The organism is Pseudoflavonifractor sp. MSJ-30, assembly GCF_018918045.1.
GTDB lineage: Bacteria > Bacillota > Clostridia > Oscillospirales > Oscillospiraceae > Faecousia.
Genome location: NZ_JAHLPU010000051.1, coordinates 82,513 through 94,635, shown reverse-complemented (window position 1 = coordinate 94,635; position 12,123 = coordinate 82,513). Strand labels below are relative to the sequence as shown.

The following is a 12,123-nucleotide window of genomic DNA, read 5'->3' as shown; positions in this document are numbered from 1 at the left end:
AAAAACCACGGGAGTGTGAAAGCCATGCTTTTTGTCTGCTATCCTAAGTGTTCCACCTGCCAGAAGGCTCGGAAATGGTTGGATGAAAACGGGATTCCCTACGAGCTGCGGGACATCAAAACCGAGAACCCGACTTACGAGGAGCTGGACCAGTGGCATAAGCGCAACGGCCTGCCCCTGAAGAAGTTCTTCAATACCAGCGGACTGCTCTATAAGTCTCTGGAACTGAAGGACAAGCTGCCCGGGATGACCGAAGAGGAGATGCTGCGTTTGCTGGCCACAGACGGCATGTTGGTTAAGCGTCCGCTGCTGATCGGCAGGGACTTTGTTCTGACCGGCTTCAAGGAGGCTGATTGGGCGGAACGGCTGAAAGTGACAAAATGAAAGGAGCGTTTCTATGGTCTGTGCCTGCTGCGGCGTGAAGAAAAAGCTGTTTGATATGTTCTACTCGGTGGGGGACGGAAAGATTGACCTCTGCTCTGATTGCTGGGACGTGACGGAAAGACTGCGGTCGGATGCCGCCGGAGGGGAATGGGAGCTGTACGAGATCCATCTGCACCAGCTGAAAAAGCGGGCAAAGAACCCCAGACCGGAATTCCTGTCCTGGCAGAGCGAAAACGATCCTTCCAGAGCGTGATTTTTTCTTGAATAGAAACGAGGGAGCAGCCACGAAAAAAGACGGGCTGCTCCTTTTTTGTAAGGCGAGGATTTGTAAAATGTAAAATTTCTGTGCCGTGTTGACAAGGAAAAAGCTGGATGTTAGAATGCACGGGAAAGATTTTGGCTTTTCACTATAACGATGTAAAGAGGTGGTTGCCGTGGATCCGTATAGTCGAAAAAGAAACGTTTATGCCCAAAAGAAAACAACTTCGGCAGCCGCTTCCGGAAGTGCCTGACCGTAGAGCCTGAGAAGCGCCTGCCGCCTGAAAAAGGAGGCACACATATGGTAAAAAACGAAAACACCCCCCTGAAGAACATTCTGGAGAACCTGGACGATGCCCGGAAATACCAGAGCCTGCGGGAGATCCTGCGGAACATCCCGGCCGCGGATCTGGCAGAGGTATTCGAGGAGCTCCCTGAGGAGAAGATGCCCATTTTGTTCCGGCTCTGCCGGAAGGATCAAGCCGCGGATCTGTTTGCGGAGTTGCCTCCGGAGATCCAGAAAAAGCTGATCGACGGTCTGGGTGACACGGAGCTGAAGGACGTAATCGAGGCTCTTTTTACGGATGACGCGGTGGATCTGGTGGAGGAAATGCCTGCGGGTGTGGTACAGCGGATCCTTGCCCAGGCAGAGCCGGATACCCGGCGGATGATCAACGAACTGCTGAAATACCCTGAGGATTCCGCCGGCGGCGTCATGACCACGGAGTTTATGGAACTGAAGCCGGATATGACCGTTTCTGATGCGTTGGAGTCCATCCGGGAAAGCGGCATCGATAAGGCGACCATCAACAACTGCTATGTCACGACTCAGGATCACAGGCTGCTGGGGGCAGTGTCCCTGCGGGCACTGGTGCTTGCGAAGGATTCGGAAACGCCGGTATCTCAGCTGATGAAAAGTCCTGTTATTTCTGTGCAGACTACGGAAGACCAGGAGAACGTCTCCCGTCTGTTTGAGAAATACGGATTCCTGGCGCTGCCTGTGGCGGACGGGGAGGGAAGGCTCGTGGGCATTGTGACCGTGGATGACGCCATTACGATCCTTCGCTCGGAAAACAATGAGGATATGGCGATCATGAACGCTATGGGGCCCTCTGAGAAGCCCTATTTCAAGCAGAGCATGTGGGACCTTTATAAGAACCGTGCCCCCTGGCTGCTGTTTCTGATGATCAGTGCCACCTTTTCCAGCATGGTCATCCGCAGCTTTGAAAGTGCCCTGGCAGCGGTGGCAGTTCTGACTGCGTATATCCCCATGCTGACGGACGCCGGCGGCAATGCCGGAAGCCAGAGTACCTCCACCATCATCTGCGGCATGGCCGTGGGTGATATCAGGCCCAGGGATCTGCCCCGCATTCTCTGGCGGGAATGGAGAGTGGGACTGCTCTGCGGCGGAACTCTGGCAGTCTGCAACTTTGCCAAGCTCATGCTGCTGGACCGCGTGGGCTTCGGAGTGGCTATGGTTGTCTGCCTGACGCTGGTGTGCACGGTGCTTCTTTCCCAGCTCATCGGCGGCGTCCTGCCGGTGATTGCCAAGAAGCTGAAAATGGACCCGGCGGTTATGGCCTCCCCACTGATTACCACCATCGTGGATACTACCACGCTGCTGATTTACTTTAACATCGCGAAAGCACTGCTGCACCTGTGAGAACGGAACACGCCGGACCCGGAAGGCCTAAGCCCCGGGCCCGGTGTATTTTTGTGTGCCGGGGCTGCGTTTATGGGAGAGGGATATTCTGTTGAAGCGGCAGCTAAGATACATGTATGCAAATATGCAAGAAATTCTTATATGTTTATCAAAAAAAGTTCTCGCAATTTCGGCTTGTATGGCTTATAATTAAATTACTTTAAAAAACAGTTTTTCAAAGCAGGAACGATGGAGAGGTGACCCATGTGAAATTAAGCAATGCGGAAGTAAAGCGGCAGAATAAAATTGCGGTATATCGGCAGGTACTTCGGGTCGGGCGGATCACAAAGCCGGAGCTGTCGGCCCAGTTGCGGCTGAGCCTGCCCACAGTCGGGCAAATCATTACGGAGCTTATGGAGGCCGGGCTGGTAGCAGAGGATGGCGCTGCGGAGTCTTTGGGCGGAAGAAGAGCGCTGTATTATGTGCCGGTGTTGGATAAGCTGGCCCTGGGTGTGGACATTACCCAGAATCATGTGAGCCTGGCCCTGGTGGACCTCAGCGGTCAGGTGGTGGCCCATAAGCGGACGAAGCTGGTTTTTGCCAATGAACCCGGATACAACGATCGCGTCAATGCACAGATCCACAGCTTTTTGGAGGAGAACCGGATCGACCCGGCATGCCTGATCGGCATCGGTTGTTCCATGCCGGGCATAGTCAGCGCGGACAGGAAGAGCCTGCGGATATCCCACATTCTGAAGGTGACGCCGGAAAAACCATTTTCATTCCAGTCGGATATGTCCTGTCAGTTGCTTTGCTTCAACGATGCGGACGCCGCGTGCATGGTGGAGTGCTATACCCAGAACGGGCTGGAGACCTTCGTCTTCCTGTCCCTGAGCAATACCGTCGGCGGCGCGCTGGTGGTGAACCGGAACATCACCCGGGGCCTTATGGGCCGATGCGGTGAGCTTGGCCATGTCTGCATTGATCCCGGCCCCCAGGCACGGATGTGCTACTGCGGCAAGCGGGGGCATTTTGACGCCTACGGTTCGGCAAAACTTCTGGCGGAAAAGGTGGACAACACCTTGGAAACCTTCTTTGCCCGGGTAGAGCAGGGCGATCCGGAAATGGTCCGCGCGCTGGATGAATATCTGGACAACCTGTCCATCCTGGTGGAGAACATCGTGATGTTCCTGGATATGCCTGTGGTCATCGGCGGCTATGTGGGCAGTTTCCTGCCTCCGTACCTGGACCGCCTGAAGGAAAAAGTCGCCCTGCGGGACAATCTGGAGTTCTCCAGCGTAGGGCATATCAGACTCTGCCGCATGAAAATCGAGGCCGCCGCGGTGGGGTGCGGGCTGTATTTCGTAGAGCAATTCATCCGGGAACTGTAAGCATAAAATCGGGAACAGACAGAACAGGAGAGCCCATATGCGGTTTGCTGAAATGTACACAGACGTAAATGCCATGCTGAAAGGAATCAATAAGAAGAGTTATGTCGCACAGATGAAGTATTTCCGCGAGACCTATGGACCGGTATTGGATATGCTGCTGGATGCTGCGGAACGAGATGGTCCCAGAGCCACGGCTGCGCAATTGGTGGAGAGTGTGCAGGAGGCTTTTTCAACAAAAGGGAAAATTCCTGCTTATGTCCAGGCAGATCTGAATGTTTTTACGGTTTATTATGTAATGCCGGCGCTGGCTCTGACGGAAAAACCTTTGCATTCTGAGCTGATCGATGCGATATGTGCTGTGTGGGAGAAAACATTTCGCCGGGGGAAGATAGGCTATGCATCCTACGAGACGATTTCAGACTCTTTCCAGAGAAGCTTTTTGGCGATTCGACTGTAAATATGCGCACGGTGCGCCGATTTCTTAATAATTGCTATTCCAAGTGGAGGCGGTTTCTTGACCGCCTCTATTTTTTGTGAAGTGATAACTTTGGAACAGGAGAAAAGGATGCTATGATATTTAGGCAAAATATCTAATTATAGCGGAATTTGATGGACTTGAATAGGAAATATTTTGCACTACTTGTACAAATATATAAAAATACTGGGAAAATAGAAAAATAGTTGTTGACTTTTCTGGTGACCATACTTAATATAATAGTTAGTAAAACACTTTAACTAACTGATTGCGAAACAGAAAAGGAGGAAAATGAATGAAAAAGGAAATTGACGTACATGTGACAGAGCGGATCATCGGCCTGGCGACAGAGATCGAATACGGTCATCGCTGGGACTGGTGCAGCTCCCATTACACGCCGCTGAAGCTGAGCCTGCTTCGTCCCCGCAGACATTTTTACTATGATCCGCTGACGGAGGTCTACCCGCTGCTGGTCTTCATCTGCGGCGGAGGCTGGACAGAGATGGACAGATCGGTCTGGATTCCGGAGCTGACATGGTTTGCAAAGCATGGCTATGCGGTGGCAAGTGTGGATTACAGCGTTACAGCCAGGACCCGCTTCCCAATGCAGGCGGAGGATGTCAAGGCGGCCATTCGCTATTTGAGAGCCCATGCAGAAGAATTTGGAATCAACGCCGACAAAATTGTGGTGATGGGGGAATCCGCTGGCGGCTACCTGAGCGGCTTGATCACACTTTCCGGAAAACATACCGAGTGGGATGTGGGCGAAAATCTGGGTGTGTCCAGTGCGGTTCAGGGCGGTGTGTGTTATTATCCCGGCGTGGATATGACGAAAAACCCGGCGAATGATTCCCCGGAAAACCGAGATCCTGCGAAGGACTTCCTGCCAAGAGATGTTGGTATGTATCCTGCTTTGCAGAATATGGTTACGCCGGATTCTCCCCCGATGATGATCCTGCAGGGCGATGCCGATACCCAGGTGCATTATTCCCAGGCAGAGCTGCTCTATGAGGCTTTGGAGAAAAACGGTGTGCGCAATGAGTATTATCTCATTCACGGTGCAGAGCATGCAGACGCACACTTCGTTCAGGAAGAAATCAAGGAAATAATCCTGAAATTCGCGGATTCTATTTGCAAGTAAATATTGGGGAGACCCCACCAATATAAAAATTAGGAGGAAACATTATGAAAAAGGCATTGGCACTCATTCTCGCATTGACTATGGTATTCTGCCTGGCGGCATGCGGCAGCTCCGGAACCCCGGCGGCGACGGAAGCACCCAAGGACACCACGGCAGCCGCAGCGGATGCGGGCACCGCCTCCGGTACGACACACAATGTTGGCATGACGATTTCTTCCCTGTCCAACGTTACCTGGGCCGCACAGGTTGCGGAAATCGAATCCGAGCTGAAAGAGCTGGGCTGGGGCTTCACCTGCGTTGTTCATGATGAGGACCCGGTCAAGGCAACAACTCAGATTGAGAACTTCGTCAACAGCAATTGCGACATTATCATTATCAATGGCTGTACCACCGGCGGTGTTGAAGACGCCGTGGCCGCTGCCCAGGCTGCAGGTGTGAAGATCGTCCTGGATGCGTCCCCCATTGAAGGCGTGCATGAAGATGTTCTGTATGTGAATGACAACTACGGTGCCGGTTATTTGGGCGGCGTTGCTCTGGGCGAGTGGTTCAATGAGGTTTACGGCGAGGATCACAAGGCAATCATCGGCGCTATGACCTATGGTACCGAGGACAGTCTTATCAGAGGCGGACGTACCAAGGGCCAGATCGAGGGCCTGGAATCCGTACATCCCAACTATGAAGTCGTCGCGTGGGCGGATGTCTTTACCGCAGCCGATACCATGACCGAGACGGAGAATATGCTGTCTGCCCATCCCGATATTGAAGCCATTCTGAACTGGGGTGACTCCATGGCCCTGGGCTGCCTGGAGGCTGCCAGAGGCATGGGCATTGACGAAAGCAAGTTCGCCATCATCTCCATCGATGGTACGGTTGAGCTGTGCCGGGAAATCGCGGCCGGTTCGGCAATTATTCAGTCCACCTCTCTGGGCGGCCCCACCGAGCAGGGCGCGGATATGGTCAAGATTCTGCTGGACCTGGTGAACGACAACCTGCCTGAGGACAAGACCTATTATTCCCCCAACCTGTCCGTTACCAGAGAAAACGTAGAGGAGTTTTTGGACAGCTCCGCGGGTTAATGAAGGATCAAGTGTTTTAATACTGCGGGAATGGGGCAGGTGATCTGCCCCATTCCATGCAAAGGAGGGTAACCATGCAAGAAAATGAAATTTCTTTGGAAGTAAAGAATATCGTAAAGACCTACCCTGGTGTCAAAGCGCTTGACGGTGTCTCCATGGCCTTCCGAAAGGGAGAGGTCCATGCGATCATGGGCGAGAACGGCGCGGGAAAATCCACGCTGATCAAAACGATTGCCGGGTCTGTAACGCCGGATTCCGGTGAGATTTATGTGGACGGAAAGCTGATCCCGGCGATGAACACGAAGCTTTCCAAGGAACTGGGAATCGCTGTCATTTATCAGGAGCTGATGATGATTCCCGGAATGACAGCTGCCGAAAATGTATTCCTGGGGACGCAGGTCCTGGAAAATGGCCTGGTGAGTCATAAGCAGATGCGGAAAAGGGCCAAGGCGCTTTTTGACCAGCTGGGTGTTAATATTGATCCGACGCAGCAGGTCCGTTACCTCTCTGTTGCCTATCAGCAGATGATCGAGATTGCCAGAGCGCTGGCAAAGAACGCGAAGATTTTGATTATGGACGAGCCCTCCGCGATGCTGACGGAGGACGAGGTGCAGACGATGTTTAAGATCATCGAAAATCTGCGCAGGCAGGGAGTCACAATTATTTACATCTCTCACCGAATTGAAGAAGTATTTCAGATATCTCAGCGTATTTCCATTATGCGGGACGGTCAGTATATTACAGACCTGGATACGAAATCGACAAATAAGGCCGAATTAATCCATTATATGGTGGGGCGTGAATTGAAGGAGACTTTCCCACCCAGAGAAAGCCATCTCGGAGACGTCGGCTTTGAAATAAAAGGCTTCACAGGCAGCGGGGACGAGAATATCTCCTTCCAGGTTCGTCATGGCGAGATCCTTGGCATCGGCGGCCTCGTGGGCGCGGGGCGCACGGAACTGACGGAGTTGATCTATGGCTACCGGAAGCTGGAATCAGGGGAACTCTTCCTGGATGGAAAGCTTGTAAAGATTCGGGAACCCAAGGATGCGGTGCGTAACCGAATCGGCCTGATCCCGGAGGACCGGAAGGGGAAAGGCTTGCTGCTGTCTTTTGACTTGGAATCGAACATTGCTCTGCCGTCTCTTCCGGCAATTTCAAAATTGACCTTTATCAACCGCAGAAAGGCAAAGCAAATGGCGGAGGATCAGCGACAGGCGCTGCGGATCAAAACACCGACCATGAAGCAGCTTGCCAAAAATCTGTCCGGCGGCAATCAGCAGAAAGTCGTTCTGGCAAAATGGCTGGCGGCGGAATGCAATACCCTGATTTTTGATGAACCTACGCGGGGCATTGATGTTGGGGCAAAGCAGGAAATATACAAGCTGATCCGACAGCTGGCTGCGGAAGGGAAATGCATCATTATGATCTCTTCGGATATGGAAGAGCTGCTGGGTGTGTCTGACCGGATTGTTGTTCTGTATGAAGGAAAGCTTTCCGGAGAATTACAAAGGGAGCAGTTTACCCAGGAAAATGTTCTGGCGCTGGCGTCCGGAGAAAAAGTGGAGGTTGCATCATGAAAAAATCTGTTGAAAGACTTGGGAGATTCTACTTAACGAGCAGTATTGCGCCTATCGCTACACTGCTTGTCATCATTCTGGTGTTTTTCTCCTGTATGTCTCCCTATTTTATGACGGTCAGCAATGTGCTGAACATCTTCCGGCAGGTCTCTATGATCGGAATTGCAGCCTGCGGATGTATTACGGTCATGCTTTCCGGCGGCATTGATCTGTCCATCGGTTCCATGGTTACGTTCCTGAACTGCTTCTGCGCCATGATGATGGTCAAGTGGGGTGTGGGCGTTGTACCGGCGTGCCTGATCACTGTTGCGGCGGGAACGCTGTTTGGCGCGATCAATGGCGGGCTGATCTCCTTCTTTGGTTTGATGCCGTTTATTACAACGTTGTGTATGCAGTATGTTCTGAAAGGTGCTGCCTATATTATGACCGGTAGTCAGGCGGTTCATGGTCTCACGGATGGCTTCAAGTTCCTTGGTCAGGGATATCTTGCGGGGATTCCCGTCCCTGTGATCATCATGATTGTAATTGCAGTCATCACAGGAATTATTTTGAAGAGAACTTATATTGGCCGGTATTTCTATTATCTGGGCGGTAATGAAGAGGCCGCAAAGCTCTCCGGTATCAATACAAAGGCCGTGCGCATCCTTTCCTACACGCTTAACGGCTTCTTTACCGGTATTGCTTCCGTTATCTGGCTGTCCCGTATCGGTTCCGGACAGCCCAGTACCGGTACTGGCTTTGAATTTGACGTTATCTGCGGTTTGGTGCTGGGCGGAATTTCCGCAGAAGGCGGCACGGGCGGTATTTTCGGCGCTATTATTGGTGTGGTCACCATTGGTTTCCTGAACAATGGTATGGTCATGGTCAGTCTAGGTGAGTACCATCAGATGGTTGTAAAGGGCTTGGTGCTGCTGTTTGCTATTATGCTCGACCGAGCGAAACAGGTTATGCGGGCGAACGCTAAGAGTTTGTAAGATATACGTTGGACAAATGCCGGGCTTTCCGGCCCGGCTGTGTTCTTTGAACTTATTGGAGTTGTTATGGAATCATTTACAGTATTGGGCTATTCATTTTCCTGGCTGGACGTCTTTGTACTACTGTGTACCTTAGGCTATGGAGCCTATGCGGTTTATACCGGGGGCTGTCTGAAAAGCAGACGGTGTTTTTTTAAGAACGGTCTTCTGATTCCCAAGGAACGCACCGCAGAGGACTGCATAGCGCCGGAACAGTATTTTGAATTCCTGATTCCGCGATTGATATTGATCGGCCCGTTGCTGATCATATTGGGAATCTTTAATTTTCTATGGCCGGTGATCGTGGTGAAACGTGCTATGCCGTATTGGCTTGGGCTGGTTGGCATTGCTCCGATTTTGGTGGTTTTGGTTGTGTTTAACCTGCGCCTGAACCGGGCGTACCGAGAATTTTGGCCATGAGAAAAGCCTTTCGTTGATAACGGAGAGGAGAATGGCAATGAAATTAACACTTGAAGGAATTCAAAATGCTGCAGTGTGGAGATCTGCCGGTATTTTGTTCCCTTCTTACGATGTCCCCGCTGCCCAGAAAAAAGCCGTAGAGGCCCCCAAATGGGTACACTTCGGCATCGGCAATATTTTCCGGGTGTTCATCGGCGGTATTGCGGACGGGCTGCTGGAGCAGGGGCTGCTGGACAGAGGCATTACCTGCGTGGAGACCTTTGACTATGACGTGGTGGACAAAATCTACCGTCCCTACGACAATCTGGGCTTGCAGGTCATCCTGAATCCGGACGGCACAAGGGATGTGCGGGTGCTGGGGGCCTTTGCGGAGGCAGTCAAGGCCCAGTGTACGGATGCCGCCCAGTGGGCGCGGCTGAAGGAGATCTTTCGGGCTCCCTCATTGCAGCTGGTATCCTTCACCATTACGGAAAAGGGCTATGCCCTGAAAAATCCGGACAGCAGCTGGCTTGGCTATGTGGCGGCGGATATTGCGGGCGGTCCGGACAGGGCGGTCGGTGCCATGGGCGTCCTGACGGCCATGCTGCACGAGCGCTTCCGGGCGGGCGGTACGCCGGTGGCGCTGGTGTCCATGGACAACTGCGCCGGAAACGGTAAGCTGCTGCGGGAATCCGTCCTGACCATGGCACGGGCCTGGAAGTCTGGCGGATTTGTAGAGCAGGCGTTTCTGGATTGGCTGGAACGGGAAGAAAACGTGGCCTTTGACTCGACGATGATCGACAAGATCACCCCCCGCCCCTCCGAGGAGATTGCCCGGGATCTGGAGAACATGGGCATTGCGGATATGCAGCCGGTGGTCACGGGCAAGCGGACCTATATAGCCCCCTTTGCCAACGCCGAGCGGCCCCAGTACCTGGTCATTGAGGACCGGTTCCCCAACGGACGCCCGGCTTTGGAGAAGGGCTTCGGCGTGTACTTGGGCGACTTTGAGACGGTCCGCAAGTCTGAGCGCATGAAGGTAACGGTCTGCCTGAACCCCGCCCATACGGCGGTTGGGCCTCTGGGGGTCGTTTTGGGACAGGAGCGTTTTGCGGATATGCTGCGGGATCTGCCTGTGACGCTGAAAATGGCAAGACGCGTGGTCTTTGATGAGGGAATGCCGGTGGTTCCGGATCCGGGGATCCTGTCGCCGAAGGCCTTTGCGGATGAGGTATTCGAGCGTTTCCAGAACCTCTATCTGGGCGACACCAACCTCCGGCTGGCAACGGACGCCTCTCAGGGCCTCTCCGTCCGATTCGGCGAGACCATCAAGTCCTATGTTGCAAAAGACGGCACGGCGTCCGCTCTGGTAGCGATTCCACTGGGCATTGCGGGCTTCTTCCGCTATGCTATGGGTTTGGACGATCAGGGAAAGCCCTTTGAGCTGGCTCCGGATCCTCTGGTTCCGGAGATTCACGAAGCGCTCCGGCAGGTAAAGCTGGGCAGCCCCGGAAGCTATCACGGGGAGCTGAGGCCCTACCTTTCCAACGAGAGCATCTTCGGAATTGATCTCTATAAGGCCGGACTGGGTGAAAAGATAGAGGGCTATTTTACGGAAATGATTGCCGCTCCCGGGGCTGCCTTAAAGACGATCGAGAAACATATCGACTGAAAAGGAGCTGAGTATATGGCAACCATGAAGCAACAGGTTATGACTCGTCCCGCCAGGGATGGGCAGGAAGCGGAGATTATTTTTCGGGATATTGAGATCCCTGCGCCCGGGCCCGGGCAGGTTTTGGTGAAGATCAAACGCATCGGTATCTGCGGCAGCGATATTCATGTGTACTACGGCGAGCACAGCGGCACTTCTTATCCTGTGACCCAGGGGCACGAGGTGTCCGGCCAGGTGGCGGCGGTGGGCGAGGGCGTGGCCGCTTTTGTCCCCGGCCAGAAGGTGACCATTGAACCCCAGGTGGTCTGCGGGAAGTGTTACCCCTGCCGCCATGGAAAGTATAACCTGTGCGAGGAACTGAAGGTCATGGGCTTCCAGACCACCGGCACCGCCAGCGAGTACTTCTGTGTGGATCAGGGCAAGGTGACTCCGCTGCCCAAGGAAATGTCCTATGATGACGGCGCCATGATTGAGCCTCTGGCGGTGACGGTCCATGCGGCCCGGCGATTTGCGGAGCTGCAGGGGGCCAGGGTGGCCATCCTGGGCTGCGGCCCCATCGGCATCCTGCTGGCCCAGACCTGCAAGGCCATGGGCGCGGAAAGCGTCCTGATTACGGATGTTTCCGACCATCGTCTGGCGCTGGCAAAGCAGTGCGGTGTGGACCACGCGGTCAACACGAAAAACGTGGAATTCGGCAAGGCTCTGGCAGATGCCTTTGGCCCGGATAAGGCAGACGTGATCTACGACTGTGCGGGCAACAATGTGACCATCAATCAGGCCATCCGGTGTGCCCGGAAGGGCAGCAAGCTCATTCTGGTGGCGGTATTTGCGGGTATGGCCAGTGCGGATCTGTTCACGCTGAACGACCACGAGCTGGATCTGGACACCACCATGATGTACCGGCATGAGGACTATGTGGAGGCCATCCGCCTTGTGGAGGAGGGAAAGGTCCAGCTGAAGCCTTTGCAGAGCGCCCATTTTCCCTTCGAAAAATATCTGGACGCCTATAAGTACATCGAAGCCAACCGGGAGACGACCATGAAGGTCCTGATCGACGTGGATCCGACACAGGAATAAAAAAGTATCCCTTCC

Annotated in this window: 12 protein-coding genes; all 12 read left to right on the top strand. The window is 53.5% G+C overall.

Annotated elements, in window-relative coordinates; translation table 11 throughout:
- Window positions 1-24: 24 nt before the first annotated feature.
- The 12 genes from KQI10_RS08000 (at window position 25) to KQI10_RS07945 (ending at window position 12,108) form a co-directional block, all read left to right on the top strand.
- Window positions 25-384, top strand: coding sequence for an arsenate reductase family protein (locus KQI10_RS08000; RefSeq protein WP_216566879.1), 360 nt, complete (start codon window positions 25-27; stop codon window positions 382-384).
- Window positions 385-397: 13 nt separating this feature from the next.
- Window positions 398-637 carry a hypothetical protein gene (locus KQI10_RS07995; protein ID WP_216566878.1) on the top strand — a complete coding sequence of 80 codons (240 nt, stop codon included), beginning with the start codon at window positions 398-400 and terminating at the stop codon, window positions 635-637.
- A gap of 306 nt (window positions 638-943) precedes the next feature.
- A complete protein-coding gene (mgtE, locus tag KQI10_RS07990) occupies window positions 944-2,305 on the top strand; it encodes a magnesium transporter (RefSeq protein WP_216566877.1) in 1,362 nt (453 codons plus the stop codon).
- 245 nt (window positions 2,306-2,550) lie between these two features.
- On the top strand, window positions 2,551-3,675 hold the full coding sequence (locus tag KQI10_RS07985; RefSeq protein ID WP_216566876.1) for an ROK family transcriptional regulator: 1,125 nt from the start codon (window positions 2,551-2,553) through the stop codon (window positions 3,673-3,675).
- Window positions 3,676-3,712: 37 nt separating this feature from the next.
- A complete protein-coding gene (locus KQI10_RS07980) occupies window positions 3,713-4,132 on the top strand; it encodes a hypothetical protein (protein ID WP_216566875.1) in 420 nt (139 codons plus the stop codon).
- 313 nt (window positions 4,133-4,445) lie between these two features.
- Window positions 4,446-5,291: an alpha/beta hydrolase gene (locus tag KQI10_RS07975; protein WP_216566874.1), complete on the top strand. Its 846-nt coding sequence runs from the start codon at window positions 4,446-4,448 to the stop codon at window positions 5,289-5,291.
- A 44-nt stretch (window positions 5,292-5,335) separates the two neighbouring features.
- Window positions 5,336-6,367, top strand: coding sequence for a sugar ABC transporter substrate-binding protein (locus tag KQI10_RS07970; protein WP_216566873.1), 1,032 nt, complete (start codon window positions 5,336-5,338; stop codon window positions 6,365-6,367).
- Between the two features lie 74 nt (window positions 6,368-6,441).
- The gene (locus KQI10_RS07965; protein ID WP_216566872.1) at window positions 6,442-7,947 is read left to right on the top strand and encodes a sugar ABC transporter ATP-binding protein; all 1,506 of its coding nucleotides are present in this window, start codon (window positions 6,442-6,444) and stop codon (window positions 7,945-7,947) included.
- On the top strand, window positions 7,944-8,921 hold the full coding sequence (locus KQI10_RS07960) for an ABC transporter permease (RefSeq protein ID WP_216566871.1): 978 nt from the start codon (window positions 7,944-7,946) through the stop codon (window positions 8,919-8,921). The genes KQI10_RS07965 and KQI10_RS07960 overlap by 4 nt, the downstream gene beginning before the upstream one ends.
- Before the next feature lie 66 nt (window positions 8,922-8,987).
- Window positions 8,988-9,380 carry a hypothetical protein gene (locus tag KQI10_RS07955; RefSeq protein ID WP_216566870.1) on the top strand — a complete coding sequence of 131 codons (393 nt, stop codon included), beginning with the start codon at window positions 8,988-8,990 and terminating at the stop codon, window positions 9,378-9,380.
- A 37-nt stretch (window positions 9,381-9,417) separates the two neighbouring features.
- The gene (locus tag KQI10_RS07950) at window positions 9,418-11,031 is read left to right on the top strand and encodes a mannitol dehydrogenase family protein (RefSeq protein ID WP_216566869.1); all 1,614 of its coding nucleotides are present in this window, start codon (window positions 9,418-9,420) and stop codon (window positions 11,029-11,031) included.
- A 24-nt stretch (window positions 11,032-11,055) separates the two neighbouring features.
- On the top strand, window positions 11,056-12,108 hold the full coding sequence (locus KQI10_RS07945; RefSeq protein ID WP_216566983.1) for a zinc-binding dehydrogenase: 1,053 nt from the start codon (window positions 11,056-11,058) through the stop codon (window positions 12,106-12,108).
- The last annotated feature ends 15 nt before the right edge of the window (window positions 12,109-12,123 follow it).